23 protein-coding genes and 1 riboswitch are annotated in these 20,386 nt (G+C 66.2%); of the genes, 7 read left to right on the top strand and 16 right to left on the bottom strand.

Annotated features, from left to right (window positions below; genetic code table 11):
- Positions 1 to 46 precede the first annotated feature (46 nt).
- From F1640_RS04365 to crtY, 6 genes are all read right to left on the bottom strand, one after another.
- A complete protein-coding gene (locus tag F1640_RS04365; RefSeq protein ID WP_194917925.1) occupies positions 47 to 796 on the bottom strand; it encodes a molybdopterin-dependent oxidoreductase in 750 nt (249 codons plus the stop codon).
- Complete coding sequence (locus tag F1640_RS04360; protein WP_194917923.1) at positions 793 to 1,644, bottom strand: cytochrome b/b6 domain-containing protein; 852 nt, start codon at positions 1,642 to 1,644, stop codon at positions 793 to 795. The genes F1640_RS04365 and F1640_RS04360 overlap by 4 nt, the downstream gene beginning before the upstream one ends.
- A 113-nt stretch (positions 1,645 to 1,757) precedes the next feature.
- The gene (locus F1640_RS04355) at positions 1,758 to 2,720 is read right to left on the bottom strand and encodes a phytoene/squalene synthase family protein (RefSeq protein ID WP_194917921.1); all 963 of its coding nucleotides are present in this window, start codon (positions 2,718 to 2,720) and stop codon (positions 1,758 to 1,760) included.
- Positions 2,721 to 2,758: 38 nt separating this feature from the next.
- Positions 2,759 to 3,340, bottom strand: coding sequence for a TIGR00730 family Rossman fold protein (locus F1640_RS04350; RefSeq protein ID WP_125956323.1), 582 nt, complete (start codon positions 3,338 to 3,340; stop codon positions 2,759 to 2,761).
- Positions 3,337 to 4,815, bottom strand: coding sequence for a phytoene desaturase (locus tag F1640_RS04345; protein WP_194917919.1), 1,479 nt, complete (start codon positions 4,813 to 4,815; stop codon positions 3,337 to 3,339). Before F1640_RS04345 ends, F1640_RS04350 begins: the two co-directional genes overlap by 4 nt.
- A complete protein-coding gene (crtY, locus tag F1640_RS04340; protein ID WP_194917918.1) occupies positions 4,812 to 6,023 on the bottom strand; it encodes a lycopene beta-cyclase CrtY in 1,212 nt (403 codons plus the stop codon). The genes F1640_RS04345 and crtY overlap by 4 nt, the downstream gene beginning before the upstream one ends.
- Before the next feature lie 91 nt (positions 6,024 to 6,114).
- On the opposite strand from crtY, the gene F1640_RS04335 reads away from it, so the two are divergent.
- From F1640_RS04335 to F1640_RS04320, 4 genes are all read left to right on the top strand, one after another.
- Entirely contained in the window at positions 6,115 to 6,723 is a 609-nt protein-coding gene (locus tag F1640_RS04335; protein WP_375336178.1) for a DUF2585 domain-containing protein, read from the top strand.
- A gap of 384 nt (positions 6,724 to 7,107) precedes the next feature.
- Positions 7,108 to 8,634 carry an NAD(P)/FAD-dependent oxidoreductase gene (locus F1640_RS04330; protein ID WP_194917916.1) on the top strand — a complete coding sequence of 509 codons (1,527 nt, stop codon included), beginning with the start codon at positions 7,108 to 7,110 and terminating at the stop codon, positions 8,632 to 8,634.
- A 99-nt stretch (positions 8,635 to 8,733) separates the two neighbouring features.
- Positions 8,734 to 8,849: riboswitch (TPP riboswitch) on the top strand.
- Between the two features lie 31 nt (positions 8,850 to 8,880).
- On the top strand, positions 8,881 to 10,743 hold the full coding sequence (gene thiC, locus F1640_RS04325) for a phosphomethylpyrimidine synthase ThiC (protein WP_194917914.1): 1,863 nt from the start codon (positions 8,881 to 8,883) through the stop codon (positions 10,741 to 10,743).
- Positions 10,740 to 11,135: a nuclear transport factor 2 family protein gene (locus tag F1640_RS04320; protein WP_194917912.1), complete on the top strand. Its 396-nt coding sequence runs from the start codon at positions 10,740 to 10,742 to the stop codon at positions 11,133 to 11,135. The genes thiC and F1640_RS04320 overlap by 4 nt, the downstream gene beginning before the upstream one ends.
- 5 nt (positions 11,136 to 11,140) lie before the next feature.
- Here F1640_RS04320 and F1640_RS04315 read toward each other — a convergent pair whose 3' ends face one another.
- A complete protein-coding gene (locus F1640_RS04315; RefSeq protein ID WP_194917910.1) occupies positions 11,141 to 11,890 on the bottom strand; it encodes a GGDEF domain-containing protein in 750 nt (249 codons plus the stop codon).
- 110 nt (positions 11,891 to 12,000) lie between these two features.
- Between F1640_RS04315 and F1640_RS04310 the strand changes: the two genes are divergently transcribed.
- Positions 12,001 to 12,567 carry a 2'-5' RNA ligase family protein gene (locus F1640_RS04310; RefSeq protein ID WP_194917908.1) on the top strand — a complete coding sequence of 189 codons (567 nt, stop codon included), beginning with the start codon at positions 12,001 to 12,003 and terminating at the stop codon, positions 12,565 to 12,567.
- Positions 12,568 to 12,664: 97 nt separating this feature from the next.
- Here the strand turns inward: F1640_RS04310 and F1640_RS04305 are convergent, their stop codons facing one another.
- Entirely contained in the window at positions 12,665 to 12,940 is a 276-nt protein-coding gene (locus F1640_RS04305) for a hypothetical protein (RefSeq protein WP_124809140.1), read from the bottom strand.
- A gap of 269 nt (positions 12,941 to 13,209) precedes the next feature.
- Positions 13,210 to 13,512 (bottom strand): alkylphosphonate utilization protein, encoded by a 303-nt coding sequence (locus F1640_RS04300; protein WP_124809139.1) that lies wholly within the window; start codon positions 13,510 to 13,512, stop codon positions 13,210 to 13,212.
- A gap of 138 nt (positions 13,513 to 13,650) precedes the next feature.
- Between F1640_RS04300 and F1640_RS04295 the strand changes: the two genes are divergently transcribed.
- Positions 13,651 to 14,865, top strand: a complete 1,215-nt coding sequence (locus F1640_RS04295) for a TCR/Tet family MFS transporter (protein WP_194917906.1) — start codon at positions 13,651 to 13,653, stop codon at positions 14,863 to 14,865.
- A gap of 3 nt (positions 14,866 to 14,868) precedes the next feature.
- Here F1640_RS04295 and F1640_RS04290 read toward each other — a convergent pair whose 3' ends face one another.
- The 7 genes from F1640_RS04290 to F1640_RS04260 form a co-directional block, all read right to left on the bottom strand.
- The gene (locus tag F1640_RS04290) at positions 14,869 to 15,621 is read right to left on the bottom strand and encodes a sulfite exporter TauE/SafE family protein (RefSeq protein ID WP_125956858.1); all 753 of its coding nucleotides are present in this window, start codon (positions 15,619 to 15,621) and stop codon (positions 14,869 to 14,871) included.
- Between the two features lie 8 nt (positions 15,622 to 15,629).
- Positions 15,630 to 16,046: a DoxX family protein gene (locus tag F1640_RS04285; protein ID WP_194917904.1), complete on the bottom strand. Its 417-nt coding sequence runs from the start codon at positions 16,044 to 16,046 to the stop codon at positions 15,630 to 15,632.
- Positions 16,043 to 16,483, bottom strand: coding sequence for a cupin domain-containing protein (locus tag F1640_RS04280; RefSeq protein ID WP_194917902.1), 441 nt, complete (start codon positions 16,481 to 16,483; stop codon positions 16,043 to 16,045). Before F1640_RS04280 ends, F1640_RS04285 begins: the two co-directional genes overlap by 4 nt.
- A 38-nt stretch (positions 16,484 to 16,521) precedes the next feature.
- Positions 16,522 to 16,875, bottom strand: a complete 354-nt coding sequence (locus F1640_RS04275) for a hypothetical protein (protein WP_194917900.1) — start codon at positions 16,873 to 16,875, stop codon at positions 16,522 to 16,524.
- A gap of 13 nt (positions 16,876 to 16,888) precedes the next feature.
- On the bottom strand, positions 16,889 to 17,725 hold the full coding sequence (gene dapD, locus F1640_RS04270) for a 2,3,4,5-tetrahydropyridine-2,6-dicarboxylate N-succinyltransferase (RefSeq protein WP_124809134.1): 837 nt from the start codon (positions 17,723 to 17,725) through the stop codon (positions 16,889 to 16,891).
- A gap of 77 nt (positions 17,726 to 17,802) precedes the next feature.
- Complete coding sequence (locus tag F1640_RS04265) at positions 17,803 to 18,480, bottom strand: pyrimidine 5'-nucleotidase (protein ID WP_194917898.1); 678 nt, start codon at positions 18,478 to 18,480, stop codon at positions 17,803 to 17,805.
- A 32-nt stretch (positions 18,481 to 18,512) separates the two neighbouring features.
- On the bottom strand, positions 18,513 to 19,676 hold the full coding sequence (locus F1640_RS04260) for a PQQ-dependent sugar dehydrogenase (RefSeq protein ID WP_194917896.1): 1,164 nt from the start codon (positions 19,674 to 19,676) through the stop codon (positions 18,513 to 18,515).
- Here F1640_RS04260 and F1640_RS04255 point away from each other — a divergent pair.
- A complete protein-coding gene (locus F1640_RS04255; protein ID WP_255530234.1) occupies positions 19,675 to 20,307 on the top strand; it encodes a ribonuclease HII in 633 nt (210 codons plus the stop codon). The genes F1640_RS04260 and F1640_RS04255 overlap by 2 nt on opposite strands.
- Positions 20,308 to 20,386 lie beyond the last annotated feature (79 nt).

The following is a 20,386-nucleotide window of genomic DNA, read 5'->3' as shown; positions in this document are numbered from 1 at the left end:
GTCAGATAGCTGCGACTCCGGCCCCGCCCGAATTGGACCGCGCCGCCTAAATCCCCGCGTACCACTGGTAGTCGTGATGGTCTTCCCAGTAGCCCCCCTTGCCGCCGTAGATATCGGCCAGGCTGCTTACGGCCTGGATGCGCATCACGTACTTGGCCTGCTTGTACCCCAGTTGCCGTTCCACGCGCAGGCGCAGCGGCGCGCCGTGGCCGATGGAAAGCGATTGGCCGTTCAGGCTGTGCGCCAGGATCGTCTGGGGGTGAAAGGCATCGACCAGATCGATGCTCTCGTAATAGGGCGCGCCGTCATAGAGATCGGCGCAGTGGAACACGATGTACTTCGCGTTGCCGGATAGCCCGGCGCGGCGCAGCAGCAGACCCAGCGGTAGTCCCGTCCACTGGCCGATCGCGCTCCACCCTTCCACGCAATCGTGCCGGGTGATCTGCGTTCGTTGCGGCGCGGCGAGGATCTGCGCCAGGCCGATCGCAAGCGGCTGGGCGACCATGCCGTCCACTACCAGACGCCAGTTGGCGAAGCGTTCGGCCGCGTGCGCGGCATAGTCCGGCGATCCGGGATTGCGCGTGCCATTCTCGCGGAACACGGGCGAAAGATCGGCGCGGGTGAATTCGCGGGCAAGCGCGTTGCGATCGGTGACGATCCGCTGCGCGGTGCGCGTGGCTTTTTCGCCCAGCGTCAGCACTTCGCGCACCGAGGGCGAAGCGGCGATGCGGTCGCAGCCCGAAAGCAGCAACCCGGCGCCGCCGATCAGCGCGTTGCGGCGGGTGATGATCGTCATGCCGCGTCCTCCGTCCTGATGGTTGTCGGCCCCTTCGCCTGCGGCAGGCGGTACCAGCCCGTGATCATCGAGCGCAGTTCGTTGATCGGCCCCGCCAGCACCACCATGGCCAGATGGACCGCGATGAAGGCCGCGAAGCCCAGCGCGCAGAGGAAATGGATGGAGCGCGCCGATTGCCGCCCGCCGAACAGGTCCAGCAGCCAGGGCCATGCCGCATTCATGGTGGGCGACATGGTCAGGCCGGTCAGGATCACGGTGGGGATCAGGATCAGGATCACCGCCAGATAGGCGATTTTCTGCAAGGGATTGTAGCGCCGCGCCGCTTCGCCGGTGGGAAAGCGCAGGCGGGCGTGCTGCTTGATGTCGTGCCACAAGTGTGAAGGGCGCATTTCCGCCCGCGTCAGCGCAAGATCGCGCTGCAAGTGGCGCGATACCAGCGCGTAGAGCAGGAACAGCGTTGCGGAGATCGCCAGCACCCAGGCGAAGAAGAAGTGCCATTCGCGGCCGCCGGCCAGATCGTAGTGCGAAGGGATCGTCAGCAGCGGCGGAAACGCCCGCGCGCCTTCGGACGAGACGCCCAGCAGGCCGCCGGCCGGCAGTTCCAGGCCGAGCAGGTTGACGAAGCCGCGGTCGCCGTGGTTGCCGATCACCAGCCATGGCTGGTCAAAGTTCGCGCCATACTGGCCCCAGTAGAGGCGGGGGTGGGCGTTGAAGATCGACATGCCGCTCATCAGCATGACGAAGATGCTGAACGCGTTGATCCAGTGCCAGATGCGCACCGGCAGTTTCGTGCGGTAGATCAGCGGCGCTTCCGGTTGCATCCGGTTGTCCGCGTTCGCGTGTTCCATCCCGCTCTCCCCTGTCAGCCCGAAGGCAGCATGACACAGCTTCGCGTGGGTGCAAGCCATGAACAGTCCGCCCGTGGCATTCGCAGCAGCGGGCGGAATGGTTACGGGAAATGTTACAGCGGGCGCGTCATCGCGATCAGATCGCGGCGGGTGAAGCGCCGCGTCTCCGCGCCGGCATAGCAGGGGCGGGGCACGGGCAGCAGCGCCTGCACGGCCGCCTTGCCGATCCACGCAATCTTGCGACCCTTGCCGACCACCGTGCGGCTGTCCCACGCCTTCTTGCCGCGCCGGGCGACTTCCACGGCGATCTCGCCATAGATCCCCGCCGCCGCCAGGATCGCCCAGCGCTGGCGGGGGGCGAGCCGCGCCGCGCCGATCCGCGCCGAACAGCGGTGCGCCTGCGCCCGTTCGCACAGCCGCGCGGCCAGCCGCGCCATCGTCGCGCGGTAGGGCGGCTTCATTTGTTCGCCCGGCGGAACATCGTGTTCCGCCAGCCATTCGGCGGGCAGGTAACAGCGCGCCGCGGCGTCATCCTCGGCCAGATCGCGCGCGATGTTGGCCAGCTGGAAGGCCAGCCCCAAGTCGCAGGCGCGATCAAGCGTATCCTCGTCGTCCGGCGCCACGCCCATGACCACCGCCATCATCACGCCAACCGCGCCGGCGACATGCCAGCAATAGCGCATCAGGTCGGCTTCGCTGCGGGGGTGCCAGTCGGCGGCATCGAGCGCGAAGCCGGCGATCACGTCTTCGGCCATGGCTGGCGTTAGGCCGGTCTCGCGCGCGACCACGCCCAGCGCATCGAAGGCTGGATCGCCGGTTGCCTCTCCTGCGAAAGCCCGTGCGGTCAGCGTGCGGATCGTGGCGAAGCGTTCCGCGCCATCGCCCGGCGTACCTTGCGTACCCAATGTGCCGCCATGGTCCTGCGCGTCGGCTATGTCATCGCACCGTCGGCACCAGGCATAGAGCAGCCAGACCCGTTCGCGCGTGGCCGCATCGAACAAGTGGCTGGCGGCGGCGAAGCTTTTCGATCCGTGCAAGATCGATTGCCGGGCGTGGGCGACGAGGGCGTCTCTCACGCCGCGGTCGTGAAAAGTTCCGGCCTCGCGACCTTCCGTCACAAATCGGCGGCTTTCATCGCGAAGATCGGGGTGTGCGGCACGTGCGCCGCCATCCGCGCCAGCAGCAGATCGAGATCGGGCTCCGCGATGATGATGTCGCGATGTGCTTCGCGGATGAAGCCCACCTCGATCATGTGGCGGTTGAAGGCGATCAGATGGTCATAGAAGCCGAAGGCGTTGAGCAGTCCCACGGGCTTGGTGTGATAGCCAAGCTGCGCCCAGCTTACCGCTTCCCACAATTCGTCCATCGTGCCGACACCGCCGGGGATGGTCAGGAAGCCGTCCGAAAGGTCGGTGAAGGCCTGCTTGCGCTGATGCATGTTGGCGACGACGTGCAGCTCGGTGCAGTCGGTATTGGAAACCTCGGCGCTGACCAGCGCTTCGGGGATCACGCCGATCACTTCGCCGCCGGCTTCCAGCGCGCCGCTTGCCACCGCCCCCATCAGGCCCAGCCTGCCGCCGCCATAGACCAGCCCGATACCGCGCCGGGCCAGCGTGGTGCCGACGTGGCGGGCGAGTTCGACGTAGCGGGAATCGGCGGGCGAGGCGGAGCCGCAATAGACGGCAAGGCGTTTCACTTCATGTCCTCCAGCATCAGGCGTGCGGTGGCCTTCGCGCTGCCGACAACGCCGGGAATGCCGGCGCCCGGATGCGTGCCGGCGCCCACCAGGTAGAAATTGGGAATCGCATCGTCGCGGTTGTGCGCGCGGAACCACGCGCTCTGCGTCAGCAGCGGCTCCAGGCTGAATGCGCTGCCCTGATAGGCGGAAAGGTCGGTGGCGAAGTCGGCCGGGGCGTAGTGGAACTTCGTCCGGATGCGATCGTGGATGTCCGGGATCAGGCGCCGGCCCACTTCGTCGAGAATCCGCTTTTCCAGCACCGGGCCGATCTCGTTCCAGTCGACCGGCAACTTGCCCATGTTGGCGACGGGCACCAGCGCATAGAACGTGCTCATGCCTTCGGGGGCCATCGACGGATCGGTCACGGTCGGATGGTGCAGATAGATCGAGAAGTCCTGCGGCAGTACGCCGTGCTGGTAAATGTCGTCGAGCAGCCCTTTGTAGCGCGGACCGAACAGGATCATGTGGTGCGGAATGCCGGGCCAGGTGCCCTCCACGCCGAAATGCACCACGAACAGGCTGGGCGAGAACCGCTTGCGCGCCAGCGACCGGGCCTGCTGCTTTCCGCGCGGATTGTCGGACAGAAGATCGCGGTAGGTGTGCATCAGATCGGCGTTGGAAGCGACCGCGTCGAAGGGGGCGTGCCAGCCGCTGCGGGTCAGGACACCCGTGACTCTGCTGCCCAGCGTTTCGACGCGCGCCACTGGATCGCCCAGTCGCACTTCGCCGCCCAAGCGCTCGAAGTGGCGGACCATGCCGGCGATCAGGCGGTTGGTGCCGCCCCTGGCCCACCACACGCCACCATCCTTCTCCAGCTTGTGGATCAGGGCATAGATCGCGCTGGTGTTCATCGGGTTGCCGCCGACCAGCAGGGTGTGGAAGCTGAAGGCCTCGCGCAGCTTTTCGCTTTCGACGAAGCTCGACACCATCGAATAGACCGAGCGCCATGCCTGATAGCGCGCCAGCGCGGGGGCGGCCTTGATCATGCTGGAGAAATCGAGGAACGGCACCGCGCCCAGCTTGACGTAGCCTTCCTCGAACACGCCGGCCGAATAGCGCAGGAAATCCTCGTATCCCACCACGTCGCCGGGCGAGATGCGGGCGATTTCGGCGCGCAGGTGCGCTTCGTCGTTGGAATAATCAAACACGGTGCCGTCGGGCCAGTTGAGCCGGTAGAACGGCGATACCGGCATCAGGTCCACGTCGTCGGCCATACGATGCCCGCTGAGGTTCCACAGCTCCTCAAGGCACGGCGGATCGGTGATGACAGTCGGTCCGGCATCGAACGTGAAGCCATCGCGTTCCCAGTACCAGGCGCGCCCGCCCGGCTTGTCGCGTGCTTCGATGACGGTGGTCTGGATGCCGGCCGACTGGAGGCGGATGGCGAGCGCCAGTCCGCCGAACCCGGCGCCGATCACACAGGCTCGTTTCACTTGCGCACTCCCGATGGCGATTGGCTGGAATGATGCAGCGGCTGGGGCCTGGCGCCCAGTCCGGTCAGCACGCCGATGGCCTTGCTGATCGAGACCGGGGGGCGCCCCGCCAGAATGCGCATCTTGTCGAGCGGGGTCGACCGTCCGGCGTAGAACCGTTCGATCAGGCGCTGGTCCAGACCGTAGAAGCGTTGCAGCACGCGATAGCGGTCCCGTGGCTCCGCAGCGGCGAACAGCATCGCGGAAAGTGCCCGGTCGAACCGCCCACGCTGCCAGTGGCGTCTTGCCCATTCCTCGCTGAACACCGCGAGCGCCTGGCCCGAGAGATCGTCCTGCCGCGCCAGCGCCAGCGCGAAGCGCACCGCATCGGGGACCGAGTAGCTGGTGACCGCGTGGAACAGGCCGGCGCGGCCGCCGGCGCGGGCGATCTGACCGCCGGTTGCGCGCCAGAACCCATCGAAATCGCCGCCAGCCACAACCGGCAGCACGCCGGTCTCCTCGTCCAGCACCGCTTCAACGCGCCAGCCGCGCGCCAGCGCATAGGCTTCGATCCGGGCATGGATGGCGGACGTGTCCAGGTAGGTGCCGTCGGCGTAGTAGGTGTCCTCGATGAACACCTCGTCGGGCGCGAAGGGCAGGCAATAGAGGAAACGGTAGCCATCGATCTGCTCGACCGTGGCGTCCATGATGACGGGCCGCTCCAAGCCGTGCGGGGCTTTCAGTTTGAGCCGCTGGCCCACGAACTTCTGCCAGCCGCCGGTGAGGTGCCCGGCCAGCCGCGCCCCGCGCGCGTCTATCACCGCGCCGGCCTCCAGCCGCGTGCCGTCGGATAGCGTGACCGCCGTTTCGCTGCAGGCCAGCGCGCGCCGGTTGCACAGGATCGCCTCCGCCGGCAGTGCGGCGCGCAACGCCGCGTCCAGGCGGGCGGATGTCATCGCGTAATAGCTCGTATCGAGCTGGCGATCGTATTGCGGAAAGCGGACCGTGTATCCCGGCCAAGCCGCCTCGACGAGCGGCGCGAGCAGCTCGCGCCCGGCTTTGCCCACGTCGCTGCCGAAGAACGACCACACGTGGTGGCCGCCCAGCGTTTCGCCCTGTTCGACCAGGCGCAGCGACAGGTCGGGCCGCGCGCGTGCGAAAGCAAGCGCCGCCAGACCGCCCGCAAGGCCGCCGCCAAGAATAACGATGTCGCAGGTTTGCGAACTCATCCCGTCTCACCTAGGCGTTCGACCGGAACGGCGCAACTGCACCATGGGGCCTATCAATGGTTTGGCAACGCCGTAAGGCTAAGGGGGAGCGATGAAGGCCGGCCTTGCATCCCCTCTGCCGCTGACGCCCGACCGGGCAAGAATGGTCGTGGCGCTGCTGATCGCGGCGCTGATCGTCGGCATCCTGCTGGGGGAAGGGCGGCCGCCCATCTGCCCGTGCGGCGTGGTACGCCTATGGCAGGGCGTGGTGGAATCGCCCGAAAACAGCCAGCAGGTTTCGGACTGGTACAGCTTCAGCCACCTCATTCACGGGATGCTGTTCTATGGTGCGGCGCGGCTGTTGTGGCGCGTGCCCGCGCTGGCCCGGCGGGTTTCGTCGCGCTGGGCCTTGCCATTCGCCGTGCTGATCGAGGGATCGTGGGAACTGCTCGAAAACTCGCCGATCATCATCGATCGCTACCGGTCGGTCACGGTATCGTGGGGCTATTCCGGCGACAGCGTGCTCAATTCGGCAAGCGACATCGGCTTCATGGCCCTTGGCTTTATTGTCGCCTCGCGCCTGCCGGCATGGGCCACCATCGGGCTGGCGATCGCGTTCGAACTGTTCACGCTGGCAATGATCCGCGACAATCTGGCGCTCAACGTCCTCATGCTGGCATGGCCGATCGAGGCGATTCGCCACTGGCAGGCCGCTGCCTGACCGCATTGCGGCTGGTTTCGGAACCTTTCCGGGCGCCTGGAAAGATTTCCGGGGGCGGGATGAAGGGTGGTCTGCCCGCCCCCGGAGCGGGAGCGGGTCCGGGGGGGCCGCTCCCAAGGCTGGAAATTCGAAAGATCAAATTCCGCTACGGCATCGGACCGTCCTTGCGTCGGTTCGGTCTGCCGTTGCGAGCGGTTCTTGCACGGCTGCACATGACGCAGGATGATCCGGCGCATGAACGTTCGTTAATTCTTGGACCGATCGCGCGCCGCGCGTGACGCGATGTTCTTGATCCCAGTCAATGCGCAAGGCACTCTTCTGCCGAAGCAAGGCAGGTGAACCGGCAAAAGCCGGCATCCATAAGCCGGCTCATGGAGAGGTATGATGGCTCAGGAAGCGAAGACGGATCACGTTGACGTGCTGATTGTCGGCGCCGGCATTTCCGGCATCGGATCGGCCTATCACTTGCAGGACCAGTGCCCCGGCAAGAGCTATGTCGTGATCGAGGCGAAGGACACGTTCGGCGGGACGTGGGAAACCCACAAGTACCCCGGCGTCCGTTCGGACTCCGATCTCTACACCTTCGGTTACCGCTTCAAGCCCTGGATCGGCGCGCCGATCGCCAGCGCCGATGAAATCCTCAAGTACATGGGCGAGGTGATCGACGAGAACGGCATCGGCGAACACATCCGCTATGGCCACCGCATCACCGGCTGCCACTGGTCCAGCACGGACAACCTGTGGACCGTGGAAACCACGCGCAAGGCGGACGGCGCCAAGGTGACTTTCACCGCCAATTTCCTGTGGATGTGCCAGGGCTATTATGATCACGAGAAGCCCTATGTGCCCGACTGGGCTGGCCTCTCGGACTACAAGGGCACGTTCATCCACGCCCAGCTGTGGGACCCGGCGATCGACGTCAAGGGCAAGCGGGTGCTGGTGATCGGATCGGGCGCGACCGCCGCCACGGTCGTTCCGGCGTTCTGCGATGCCGGGGCGCAGGTGACGATGCTCCAGCGTTCGCCGACCTATTTCTTCTGCCATCCCAACCAGAACGAGCTGGCCGACCGTCTGCGCCAGATCGGCATCGACGAACCGACCGTTCACCGCGTCGTGCGTGCCCAGGTCATGCACGATCAGGACGTGCTGACGAAGCGCTGCCAGACCGAACCGGACGTGGTGTTCGAGGAACTGAAGGCGCTGGTGCGTGCCTATGCGGGCGAGGACTTCGCGTTCGAGCCGAACTTCACCCCCAAGTATCGCGTGTGGCAGCAGCGCCTTGCGTTCTGCCCCGATGGCGACCTGTTCCAGCACGCCGCGGCTGGCCATGTGCGGGTGGTGACCGACACGATCGACCGCTTTACCGAAAAGGGCGTGCGGACGGCCTCGGGCGAGGAACTGGAGGCCGATATCGTGGTCGCCTGCACCGGCTTCCGCCTGTCCGTCATGGGCGACATTCCCTTCGCCGTCGATGGCAAGGCGGTCAACTGGCACGATACAGTCAACTATCGCGGCATGATGTTCACCGGCGTTCCCAACCTCGTCTGGGTCATGGGCTATTTCCGGGCGAGCTGGACGCTGCGCGTCGACATGCTGGGCGATTTCGTGTGCAAGCTGCTCAACCACATGGACGCGCGCGGTGCGAAGCGGATCGACGTGGCGCTACGGCCCGAGGACGAGGGGATGGAGCTTGGGCCGTGGATCGAGCGCGACAACTTCAATCCCGGCTATCTCATGCGCGGACTGGATGAGTTGCCGCGCGGGGGCGACAAGCCGGAATGGCGGCACAATCAGGACTATTGGGCCGAACGCATGGAAATCCCGGCGATCGATCTGGAAGGCACGGAATTCGTCTATGATGGCGTGAAACGGACGGCCTCGGCGAAAGCGGAGGAACCGGTCGCGGCCTGATCGCGCGGCTTCCCGTCGTATTTGACCGTCCGCTTGCCGTTGCGGCGGCGCATCCGGCGTTCATTGGCTGGACGCGCCGTCGCAATGCGCCTAATGCTGGCTCACACCCCGGGGAGCCTGCGTTTCCAAAAGGCTGAGAGGTGGGTTTCGCAGCCCACGACCCGTCGAACCTGAACCCGTTAGCACGGGCGGAGGGAAGGGCGGCCGTCTTGGCGCTCTTCGTCCGTCCCAGGAAGGAAGCGTGCCATGGCCGACATCAACTCTCCCCTGGAAATCGGCGTGACGACCGGCCCCATTCGCGGCAGCCGCAAGATTTACGTCGAATCGCCGAACTTCCCGGGGGTGAAGGTCGCCATGCGCGAAATCGCGCTGGAGCCATCCTCGGGCGAAGCGCCGCTGCGGGTTTACGATACCTCGGGCGCCTATACTGATCCCGCCGCCACGATCGATATTGCCGCGGGTCTCGCTCCGCTGCGCCGCGACTGGATCGTGGCACGCGGCGATGTGGAGACCTATTCCGCGCGCGAAGTGAAGCCCGAGGACAATGGCCAGCTCGGCCCCGACCGGTCTGGCGGCGTCCCGCCGTTCCCCAACGTGAACACGGCGCCGCTGCGGGCCAAGGCGGGGCAGAACGTCACGCAGATGCACTATGCCCGCCGGGGTATCATCACCCCCGAGATGGAATATGTCGCCATCCGCGAGAACCTGGGTCGCAAGCAGCTCAAGGAAGCGCTAGCGCGCGACGGGCAGGATTGGGGCGCGAGCATTCCGGATTACGTGACGCCCGAATTCGTGCGCGAGGAAGTGGCGCGTGGCCGGGCGATCATTCCCAGCAACATCAACCACCCGGAAAGCGAACCGATGGCGATCGGCCGCAACTTCCTGGTGAAGATCAACGCCAACATCGGCAATTCGGCGGTGGCGTCGAACGTCGCCAACGAAGTCGACAAGATGGTCTGGTCGATCCGCTGGGGCGCGGACACGGTGATGGACCTGTCCACCGGCCGCAACATCCACGACACGCGCGAATGGATCCTCCGCAACAGCCCGGTGCCGATCGGCACCGTGCCGATCTACCAGGCGCTGGAAAAGGTCGACGGCATTGCCGAGGACCTGACCTGGGAAGTGTTCCGCGATACGCTGATCGAGCAGGCGGAGCAGGGCGTCGATTACTTCACGATCCACGCCGGCGTGCGCCTGCCCTACATCCCGATGACCGCCAAGCGCGTGACCGGCATCGTCAGTCGGGGCGGCTCGATCATGGCCAAGTGGTGCCTGGCGCACCACCGCGAGAGCTTCCTCTACGAGAAGTTCGACGAAATCACCGAGATCATGAAGGCCTATGACATCGCCTATTCGCTGGGCGATGGCCTGCGCCCCGGCTCGGTGGCCGACGCCAACGACGAGGCGCAGTTCGCCGAACTCTACACGCTGGGCGAACTGACCAAGCGCGCCTGGGAACAGGACGTGCAGGTGATGATCGAGGGGCCGGGCCATGTGCCGATGCACAAGGTCAAGGAGAACATGGACAAGCAGGTTGCCGCCTGTGGCGAAGCGCCGTTCTACACGCTCGGGCCGCTCGTTACCGACATCGCGCCGGGCTACGACCACATCACCAGCGGCATCGGCGCAGCGATGATCGGCTGGTTCGGCACGGCGATGCTCTGCTATGTCACGCCCAAGGAGCACCTTGGCCTGCCTGACCGCGACGATGTAAAGGTAGGTGTGGTGACCTACAAGCTTGCCGCCCACGCAGCCGATCTCGCCAAGGGGCACCCGGCCGCCAAGCTGCGCGACGATGCGCTGAGCCGCGCGCGCTTCGAGTTCCGCTGGCGTGACCAGTTCAACCTCAGCCTCGATCCCGATACGGCCGAGCAGTACCACGACCAGACGCTGCCGGCCGAAGGCGCCAAGACCGCGCACTTCTGCTCGATGTGTGGTCCGAAGTTCTGTTCGATGAAGATCACGCAGGAAGTGCGCGATTTCGCGGCGAAGCAGAACCAGCCCAGCACCGGCTTCATCGCGGCGGACGAAGCGGAAAAGGGCATGGCCGAAATGAGCGAGAAGTACCGCGAGGCGGGCGATCTCTATATTCCGGCGGCGGAGTGAACCAGGCGGGCGCGGCCGAACTTGCCATCCGCCTGCGCCGCGCCGCGTTCAACCGCGCGCTGGCGGAGGGCGATCTCGCTGCGATCGGGCCGATCCTGGCGCCTGGCGTGGTGCTGGTCACCGGCTCCGACAGCGCGGTGATCGCCGGGCGCAAGGCGCAGCTGGCTGCATGGAAACGCGAGTTTTCGGCGCGCCCGCGCACGGTGTACGAGCGCGTGCCTGAAAGTGTCGCCGCATCGGCGGTCGAGCCCGTGGCTATGGAGCAGGGCACCTGGCGCGGCGTGGTGGCGGGATCGGAGCAGGTCGCCGCTTCCGGCATCTACAGCGCGAAATGGCGCGAGGTGGGCGGCGCGTGGCTGCTGGAAGCCGAACTTTTCGTGACGTTGGCGTGAGGCTCTCAGGCGGCGCGGGTCACCCGGTTGCGCCCATCCGCCTTGGCGCGATAGAGCGCGCTGTCCGCGCGCCTTAGCAGGCTGTCCAGCGCTTCGCCGGGCAGGGGCACGGCCATGCCGAAGCTGGCGGTCATGCGGACGACGCCGCCCGGCACGATGAGGGGAAGGTCGGCCAGGCGCTGTCGCATGACGTCCAGCCGGGCTTCCGGCTCCGTCCCGCATGCGTTGTCCGGCGCCTGGGCGAGAAGAACCGCGAATTCCTCGCCGCCCAGCCGTGCGACGACGGAGCCGGCGGGGGCGCTGTCGCGCAGCACTTCGGCGGCATGGCGCAGCGCAAGGTCGCCCGTGGCATGGCCCATCGAATCGTTGATCCGTTTGAAGTGATCGAGGTCCACCATCGCGAAGACCAGCACGTTATCCTCGGCCCGTCTGAGCCGGCCTTCCATGTCTTCGACGAAGGCGCGCCGGTTGGGCAGGCCGGTGAGGGCGTCGGTGTGCGCCATCACTTCCAGTTCGGCATAAGTGTGATGCAGTCGCCAGGTCAGCCAGGCAATGTAGCCATAGGCGACCGGCGCGATGAGCAGCGGAATCAGAACGGCAAAGAACATCGCATCGCGATAGAATATGGGGTTGGCGCTGCCGTCCATGAAGGAAATGTGCGTGCAAACCACGGACGCGATAACCGAGCCGCCCACGACAAGCAGCCCGGTAAGGACCAGGCGCCGGATCGTCTTGGCTTCGGACAGGCCGTTCATGACCGGACAGCATGGCGGCTTCTGGTTTCCAAATCGCTAAGACCGCCGGATGTGGACGAAGGATTGAAAAGAACATATAGTGAACAAATGCGAGTCTTGGCGTCCATCTCATGAAACCCGCGCGTGTTCAGGATCGCTTCTTCTTCGCGGTGGTGCCACCAGTCGAAACCGCGGAGCGGATCGCCGCGCACGCGCGCGCTATGGGGTTGAAGCGCGCGCGCGTCACGGCGGACCGCTTGCACATGACCTTGGCGATTACAAAGGACTTCGATCAGGGAGAGTGCCCGCCGGCCTATGTCGAGACGCTGTTGCGCGCGGGCCGAAGGATTGCCGCGGCGCCGTTCGAGATGATGCTGGGCAAAATTGTCGTCGGCAAAGAATCGATATTGGCTCAACCGGGGAAAGGCCACGTGGGGGGGAAGGCCGTCTATGATTGCATCGCGCAGGCCATGGCGGGGATGCGGGCGCCGTTGCACCCCAAGGTGCGCTATAGTCCGCACATGACGCTGTCTTACGATACGGCCCTGACATCGCGGGGACTGCGGAAGCTCGGTTTCGGATGGCCGGTAACGGAGGTGCTGCTCATCCACAGCCTGGTCGGCCTGCATCGCCACGAAGTGCTGGACCGCTGGCCGTTGGTGCCGCCACCGGTACGCCAAGCTAGCTTTGCATTCTGAGCGGCGAAGGTTGCAACGCAAACGGCCCCTTCCGGCCTAGGGGCGGGAAGGGGCCGTTTTTAGCTTGTTTCCAGGCGTCTTGGCGCCCGGAGAAAGCTCAGAGGCCGAGCTTCTGCACGTCGCGCAGTTCGAAGTGAACCGGGCGGTTGTTGAACGTGCCGTCGACGCTCTTGTTCTTCACGCGCAGTTCGAACGGAACCTTGCCGGCATAGGCGGTGCCGCGAACGATCTTCGTGTCGCCCTTCACTTCGGTCGTGTAGCTGTAGTCCACGCCCTTGTGGGTGAAGGCTTCAGTGTTGGCGATTTCGTCGGCCTGCGCCACGGCGGGAACGAACGCGAGCGCGGCGGCGAAAGCGAAAGTGGTCTTGATCATGGCAATATCCCCTGTCTCAGGAAGGAAAGATTGCCTTGGGCACCCGTTATCTTGTTGTTAGGCGAGATAATGATTGTGCGTGTGCGAGCAAGTGTATTTGCGGACGGCCCGATTGCAAAAGATGCAATTCACTCGGGATTTTTAACGAAAACATAAGCGTATTGGCAAAAGGGCGTTGCCAAAACCGCGTCCTGAAAACGGGGTGTGGCGGCCGGAGTGCCGTGGGGCACGGGGCGTCGCGCCGCCATATGCTGCGGTGCGGTGTCGCGTCAGCGCTTACGGACGAACTCGGCGCGCAGCACTAGTCCCTTGATGCCGTCGAACTTGCAGTCGATTTCCTGAGGATCGCCGGTCAGGCGGATCGACTTGATCAGCGTCCCGCGCTTGAGCGTCTGCCCCGCGCCCTTGACGTCCAGATCCTTGATCAGCGTCACCTGATCGCCGTCCGCCAGCAGGTTACCCACCGCATCGCGTACTTCGATGGAGCTTTCCGCCGCGCGCTTCGCCGCAAGATCGGCCGCGGTCATCCATTCGCCGCTGTCTTCATCGTAGACGTATTCGTCGTCGCTCATGTCCGGCATCCTGTAATGAGGGGATCGCCTGTGCCCATGGCAGCCCGTTGACTCTATGGCCAGTGTTTCCGGTCTGCCGCCGTCATCATGGCGCATGTATTTCTTTTGTTCCAAGATGTAATCAGGCAAGCAAGGCCGATGACTTCCCCGAACCGCCATACCGTCACCTTCATCGCCACTACCATCTTCATCGACGCGATGGGGTTCGGCCTTGTCATGCCGGTATTGCCGCGCCTGCTGATGGATGTGGGCGGCCTGGATCTGGCGCAGGCCATCGGCGTCGGGACATGGATGGGGCTGGCCATGGCGGTGGCAAGCTTCATTGCCGCCCCGGTGCTGGGCAATCTCAGCGATGCGGTGGGGCGGCGACCGGTTCTGCTGGCGGCGCTGGGCGGGCTGGCGGTCGACTATGCCCTGCTCGCGCTGGCGCACACGCTGCCGCTGATCTTCCTGGGGCGCGTGCTGTCGGGCCTTTTCGGCGGGAGCTACGCGCCGGCGCAGGCGGCCATTGCCGACGTCACCGCGCCACAGGATCGCGCGCGCAACTTCGCCATGGTCAGCGCCGGCTTCGGCGTGGGCTTCGTGGTCGGACCGGCCCTGGGCGGGCTGCTGACGGGATGGGGCGATCGCGCGCCTTTCGTGGCGGCGGGTGTGCTTGCCGGCCTGAACTTCCTGTACGGGCTGACGGTGTTTCCCGAAACGCTGGCGCATGAAAACCGCCGGCCGTTTACGCTGTCGCGCGCCAATCCGCTCGGGTCCTGGCGGGTGCTGCGCGCGCAGCCGGGGATGCTGAACGTCGCGCTGGTGCTGCTGTTCTGGCAACTGGCGGGCCTCGTCTATCCGCTGACCTGGAGCTTCTATGGCATTGCCCAGTTCGGCTGGTCGGACCGGATGATCGGCCTCAGCCTGGCGGCCGTGGGCGTGACCATCGCCTTCGCTCAGGTGTTCCTGACCGGCCGCGCGGTGCGCCGCCTGGGCGAACGCGATGCGGCGACGGTGGGAATCATCGGCGCGGCGATCGGCTTCGTGACGTATGCCTTCACCACCTCCACGATCGTCGCTTTCGCCATCCTGGCCGCCGTGGCGGTGCAATCGCTGGTGCAGCCGAGCGTGATGGCCATGCTCTCATCCCGCGCCACCCCGGAAACGCAGGGGGAAGTGCAAGGCATCGCCTCCATGACGACGGGGATCGCCGGCGTGATCGCGCCGATGGTGCTGACCTGGCCAATGGCCTGGTTCATCGGCCCCGCCGCGCCAGTCCATTTCCCCGGCGTGCCGTTCCTGATCTCCGCCGGGTTCGCGCTGATCGCGCTCGTGCTGCTGCGTCGCCTGCCCGCCAGCGTGCGCACCTGAGGTTCAGAACAGGCCCGACCACACGAGCTTCGCGCCCAGGAACACCATCAGCCAGTAAGTGATGTGATAGAACCGGTCTGGCTTGAGCCGGCGCAACAGGCGGATCGAGACCAGCGTGCTGGCCGCCGCCAGCGGCAGCAGCATCAGCGCGGCCACCAGCACCTGATGCGTCATCACGCCCAGCGCGATGTAGCTGGGCAGCTTCAACCAGTTGATCGCCGCGAACAGGATCGAGTTGGTGCCGACGTACGTCACGTGCGGCAGCTTGCGCGGCGCCACCCATATCTGGAACGGTGGGCCGCCGGCGTGCGCGATCTGGCTGGTGAGGCCGGTGGCCGCGCCGAACAGCAGGCCGACCCAGCCCGGTGAGGTCGATGCGGCGACCACGCGATGTCCGCGCTCCAGCCACAGCCGGTAAAGCCCGAAGCCCAGGGTGATGGCGCCCAGCGCAGCCATCAGCACGTTCTCGTTGACCCAGGCGGCGAAGGCCCAGCCGATGCCGATCCCCACCACCGCGCCCGGCAGCATCCAGGCTACGATCCAGCGGTCCCAGCTATGCCGGAACGACCAAACGCTGATCACGTCCTGCGCGATCAGGATCGGCAGGATGATCGCGGCGGCTTGGGACGGGGGCAGCGCCAGCGCGACCAGCGGCGTCGCCAGCACGCCAAGCCCGGCGAAACCGCCCTTGGCCATGCCCACGAGAACCACGGCCAGCGCGCAAACGAACAGGGTGAAGGGATCGGCCAGCAGCATCGTGGAATTCAACCCTTGCGCCGCGCGAACGGCCAGTCGATCACGTTGGCGACCCACAGCGCCAGCCAGACCAGCACCGGCTGCGCGACCATGCGGGGAATATGATAGGCAAGGCCGAAACCGTGATCCGCTTTCGCCATGTCCAGCGCGAAATGGTGGATGTTCGCGGGGAACACGCAGACCGCGTAGAGCGCCAGCCCGATCCCGGCGGCGCGGCGCAGGCCGCGCGAAACGGGCTGGGCCAGGCCGATGGCGCCCAGCAATTCCGCCCATCCGGTCAGCATCACGACCAGTTCGGGCGCGGGAACCCACGCCGGCATGATCGACAGGAACGGCGTTGGACGGACGATGTGCAGCACGCCGGCCAGCGCGTAGAACGCCGCCAGCACGAAGCGCCAGCCGATGCGCGCAATGCTGTCCTTCATGCGCCTGGTTCCCAGCCCGGCGGGGCGAGCGTGAAGCCGGAGAACTCAAACGCAGGGGCGACCGCGCAGGACACCAGCGTATAGCCGTGCGGCCCTCCGGCCACGGGGGAGGCCGCCTGCCAGTGCTGTTCGGGCACCACCGCCTGCACGCTGTGCCCGGTCGCGACATCGGGGCCGAGCCGGTGTGTTGCCGGAGCGGCGTGGTCGTGCGCGGCGATCCGCAGGTCCAGCGCGTCGCCGCCGTGCCACAGCCAGATTTCGGCGGCGTCCACCCGGTGCCAGTGCGACGCTTGCCCCGCTTCCAGCAGGAACAGGATAGCCGTGGCGGCCGCGCGCGTGCCCGGCTGTGCCGGTGCGCGCCAGGTCTCGCGATACCAGCCGCCTTCGGGGTGTGGGGACAGCCCCAGCGTGGCGATGAGAGAGGAGGCGGCAGCCATGGTGCTGCCTTGCCGGCGCGCCCGCCTGCCGTCAACGCCTACCAGAGCGCGGGGACCAGCCCGAGTGGAAAGGGTTCGACGGGTATCCAGCCGAGCGTGGCGATGGCCCCGTTGCTTTCCCGGGGCGCACGCCCATCGGCAAGCGACCAGGTGATGTGCCAGACCAGTCCGTCCGGCCGCGCAGTCGAACCGTCTATCCGCACGACGAGCGCTTCCACGCCGGCATCGTCGTCGCACCGGCCGATAACTTGCGCTTCGCCCACCGGGCATGGCGGCGCGCGATCATGCAGGTTGAGCGTGACATGGTCGGCGATCACGCGCCGATAGCGCGGCGGGAAGCGGAGAAGCAGCGCCGCGCGGCAGCGTTCCTCCAGCTTCCAGCCGACGGGCATGATCCGTGCGAACTCAGTCGCGCAGCAGTTCGTTGATCCCGGTCTTGCTGCGCGTCTGCGCGTCCACCGTCTTGACGATCACGGCGCAGTACAGCGAAGGGCCGGGCGTGCCATCGGGCAGGGGCTTGCCGGGCAGCGAGCCGGGCACGACCACCGCATAGGGCGGCACGCGGCCGATGTGGACTTCGCCCGTCGCGCGGTCGACGATCTTGGTCGACGCGCCCAGGAACACGCCCATGGACAGTACCGCGCCCTGGCCCACGATCACGCCTTCGGCCACTTCCGAACGCGCGCCGATGAAGGCGCCGTCCTCGATGATGACCGGACCGGCCTGCAGCGGTTCCAGCACGCCGCCGATGCCCGCGCCGCCCGAAATGTGCACGTTCTTGCCGATCTGCGCGCAGGACCCGACGGTGGCCCAGGTATCGACCATCGTGCCTTCATCGACATAGGCGCCGATGTTGACGAAGCTGGGCATCAGCACCACGCCCTTGGCGATATGCGCGCCCCGGCGGGCGACGGCGCCCGGCACCACGCGGAAGCCGGCGTCGCGGAAGCGGTTCTCGCCCCAGCCTTCGAACTTCGACGGCACCTTGTCGAACGCGGGCGCGCCGGCCGCGCCGCCATCGATCACGGCGTTGTCGTTCAGGCGGAAGGAAAGAAGCACCGCCTTCTTGAGCCACTGGTTGACGCGCCATTCGCCGTCGATCTTTTCCGCCACGCGGGCCTTGCCGGAATCGAGCAGTTCCAGCGCCTGTTCGACTACCGCGCGCACGTCGCTGCTGGCGGGCGTCACGCCGTCACGCGCTTCCCATGCGCTTTCGATGGCAGCTTCGAGCTGGGCGGTCATCTTGGTCTCCCCACTGTTGGATTGCCCGCAAGTGCGGGCGGCGCCTGCGGAACAGGCCTGAAATTCAGGAGCGCCGCCTAGCCCAGCACACCGTCGCGGGCAAGCGCGTCGAGCCATTCGGAAAAGTCATCGATGACCAGGTCGATCGCGGCGGGGTCCATCGCGCGGTCGCCCCATTCGGTCGCGAGATCGAGCCAGATCGTCTGCATCCCCAGCGCCTTGGCCGGGGCGAGATTGCGGGCCGAATCCTCGACGAAGACCGCGCGCTCGGGAACGATGCCGAACGCCTCGACTACGCCATGGTAGGCCGATGGCTCGGGCTTGGGCCGGTAGTTCATGGCGTGGATGTCCCACATCCCGTCGAAGCAATCCGACAGGTCGAGCGCGGCCAGCACCTTCTCGGCATAGGGCGCATCACCGTTGGTGAACACGATCTTGCGGCCGGGCAGGCGCGTGATCCGGTCCGCCAGCCGGGGCGCGGTGGCCAGAGGAGTCATGTCGATGTCGTGGACGAACTCGAGGAATTCGTAAGGCGAAACCTCGTGATAGTGCATCAGGCCCGAAAGCGTGGTGCCGTGATCGTGGAAGTAGAGCTTCTGCACGCGCCGCGCCTCGTCGTCGTCGCAGCCCAGCAGGTTGGCGATGTACGCGCCCATGCGATGATCGATCTGGTCGAACATGCGGGTGGTGGCCGGGTAGAGCGTGTTGTCGAGATCGAACAACCAGCAATCGACGATGGAGGGATCGAAAACCATGGCGCCGCTCTAACAGCGAAGCAGGGCCGGCCCTAGGGTTTTGGTGACAGCTTGCGCAGTTTCGCATCCTTGCCGTCTTCCAGCAGCCAGATTGTGCCGTCCGGTGCTTCCTTGATCTCGCGCAGGCGGTGGCCCAGCGGATAACGCTCCACTTCGCGCGCGCTTTCGCCGTCGATGGCGACGCGGACCAGCGCTTCCGATCCCAGCCCCGCGATTAGCGCCTGATCCTTCCACGCCGGGAAGGCCTTGCCCGAATAGAAGAGGAAATCACCCGGCGCGATCACCGGGTTCCAGCTGACCGCCGGGGCGGCGAATTCGGGGCGCGTGGCATGGCGCGGGATCGGGCGGCCGTCATAGTGATCGCCGTTGGACACGATAGGCCAGCCGTAGTTCTGCCCAGGCTTGACGATGTTCAATTCGTCGCCACCCGCCGGTCCGTGTTCGAGATCCCACAGCCGGCCCTGCGCATCGAACTTCAGGCCCAGCACGTTGCGGTGGCCGTAGGACCAGATCTGCGCGGAAACGCCGCCGCGATCGGCGAACGGATTGCCCGGAGCGGGCGTGCCATCGGGCAGCAGGCGGATGATCTTGCCCAGATTGACGCCCAGGTCCTGCGCCGGATCGAACTTCTGCCGTTCGCCCGAGGAGAGGAACAGGTACTGGCCATCGGGCGAAAAGGCGATGCGGTGCGAATAATGCCCGCGGCCGGTCACCTTGGGCACCTGCCGCCAGATCACCTGCAATCCTTCCAGCCGGGGCTTGCCGCCATCGGTGACGAGCTTCGCCCGCGCCACGGCTGCGCCGCGCGTGTCGTTGGTGCCGGCTTCGGCCCAGCTCAGGTAGACCGTGCCGGTCGTGGTGAAATCGGGTGCCAGCGCCACATCGCCGAGCCCGCCTTGTCCGCCGTAATCGACCGGGGGAACGCCGGCGACGTCCAGCACCGGCCCGCTGGCCTGCCACAGCTTCAGCTTGCCTGCGCGCTCGGTAACGAGCGCCGAGGCCGCGCCGGGCAGGAAGGCCATGGCCCAGGGTTCGTCGAACGTGGCAACGTCCGTCACCGTGAACGGCTCCGACCCGGCGGGAACCTCGTGCGGCGCGGGATCGTGCGTCGCATCTTTCTGGGCCGAAATCGGCGAACCGCAGCTTGCGAGGACGAGGGCGAGGGGCGATAGGACGGAGAGGAACGTTCTGCTCATGCCACCATCAATGCATATCTCTTCCGTCAGTGCCACATCCTTGCACGGTTTTGTCATCGGCGTGGACGAAGCCGGGCGCGGACCGCTGGCCGGGCCGGTGGTGGCCGCCGCGGTCGTGCTGGGCGAGGCGCCGCCGCAAGGACTTGCCGATTCCAAGAAGCTCAGCGCCGCCCGGCGCGGGGTGCTGGAGGAACAGATCAAGCTCCATTGCCGCTGGGCGGTGGGCGTGGTCGAGGTCGAGGACATCGACCGCCTCAATATCTTCGGCGCCACCATGCTGGCGATGACGCTGGCGGTCGGTACGCTGCACGCGCAACTGGAAGGGCCGGTTGGCGAGGTGAGAGTCGATGGCAACCTGACGCCGCACGGGCGTCGGCCGGAATGGTGCTGGCCGGCGCGCGCGATCGTGGGTGGGGATGCGATCGAGCCGTGCATCTCGGCCGCTTCGATCATAGCCAAGGAACATCGCGACCGGATCATGCGCGAAGCGGCGGGCGTTCATCCGGAGTATGGCTGGGAGCGCAATGCCGGATACGGCACGCCCGAACATCTCGCCGCGTTGCGCCGCCATGGGCCTACGCCGCTGCATCGCCGCAGCTTCGCGCCCGTGGCGCAGCTTTGCCTGCTGTAGCATCGGCAAATTTTTTCGGCCGTCTTCCCCCACAAGATGTTGAGTCGTTCCTTGTGGCGCGGACTCAACATATCGATCC

Origin of the sequence: Novosphingobium sp. NBM11 (assembly GCF_015390225.1) — a bacterium.
Lineage (GTDB): Bacteria > Pseudomonadota > Alphaproteobacteria > Sphingomonadales > Sphingomonadaceae > Novosphingobium.
The sequence above is the reverse complement of the archived record's forward strand: the minus strand, read 5'-3'. Positions and strand labels throughout refer to the sequence as shown.

Coding starts and splice junctions, on each gene's coding strand:
- F1640_RS04365 (WP_194917925.1), bottom strand. CDS start 796: ATGACGATCATCACCCGCCGCAACGCGCTGATCGGCGGCGCCGGGTTG.
- F1640_RS04360 (WP_194917923.1), bottom strand. CDS start 1,644: ATGGAACACGCGAACGCGGACAACCGGATGCAACCGGAAGCGCCGCTG.
- crtY (WP_194917918.1), bottom strand. CDS start 6,023: ATGAGTTCGCAAACCTGCGACATCGTTATTCTTGGCGGCGGCCTTGCG.
- F1640_RS04335 (WP_375336178.1), top strand. CDS start 6,115: ATGAAGGCCGGCCTTGCATCCCCTCTGCCGCTGACGCCCGACCGGGCA.
- F1640_RS04330 (WP_194917916.1), top strand. CDS start 7,108: ATGGCTCAGGAAGCGAAGACGGATCACGTTGACGTGCTGATTGTCGGC.
- thiC (WP_194917914.1), top strand. CDS start 8,881: ATGGCCGACATCAACTCTCCCCTGGAAATCGGCGTGACGACCGGCCCC.
- F1640_RS04315 (WP_194917910.1), bottom strand. CDS start 11,890: ATGAACGGCCTGTCCGAAGCCAAGACGATCCGGCGCCTGGTCCTTACC.
- F1640_RS04310 (WP_194917908.1), top strand. CDS start 12,001: ATGAAACCCGCGCGTGTTCAGGATCGCTTCTTCTTCGCGGTGGTGCCA.
- F1640_RS04305 (WP_124809140.1), bottom strand. CDS start 12,940: ATGATCAAGACCACTTTCGCTTTCGCCGCCGCGCTCGCGTTCGTTCCC.
- F1640_RS04300 (WP_124809139.1), bottom strand. CDS start 13,512: ATGAGCGACGACGAATACGTCTACGATGAAGACAGCGGCGAATGGATG.
- F1640_RS04295 (WP_194917906.1), top strand. CDS start 13,651: ATGACTTCCCCGAACCGCCATACCGTCACCTTCATCGCCACTACCATC.
- F1640_RS04290 (WP_125956858.1), bottom strand. CDS start 15,621: ATGCTGCTGGCCGATCCCTTCACCCTGTTCGTTTGCGCGCTGGCCGTG.
- F1640_RS04285 (WP_194917904.1), bottom strand. CDS start 16,046: ATGAAGGACAGCATTGCGCGCATCGGCTGGCGCTTCGTGCTGGCGGCG.
- F1640_RS04280 (WP_194917902.1), bottom strand. CDS start 16,483: ATGGCTGCCGCCTCCTCTCTCATCGCCACGCTGGGGCTGTCCCCACAC.
- F1640_RS04275 (WP_194917900.1), bottom strand. CDS start 16,875: ATGCCCGTCGGCTGGAAGCTGGAGGAACGCTGCCGCGCGGCGCTGCTT.
- dapD (WP_124809134.1), bottom strand. CDS start 17,725: ATGACCGCCCAGCTCGAAGCTGCCATCGAAAGCGCATGGGAAGCGCGT.
- F1640_RS04265 (WP_194917898.1), bottom strand. CDS start 18,480: ATGGTTTTCGATCCCTCCATCGTCGATTGCTGGTTGTTCGATCTCGAC.
- F1640_RS04255 (WP_255530234.1), top strand. CDS start 19,675: ATGCCACCATCAATGCATATCTCTTCCGTCAGTGCCACATCCTTGCAC.
- F1640_RS04260 (WP_194917896.1), bottom strand. CDS start 19,676: ATGAGCAGAACGTTCCTCTCCGTCCTATCGCCCCTCGCCCTCGTCCTC.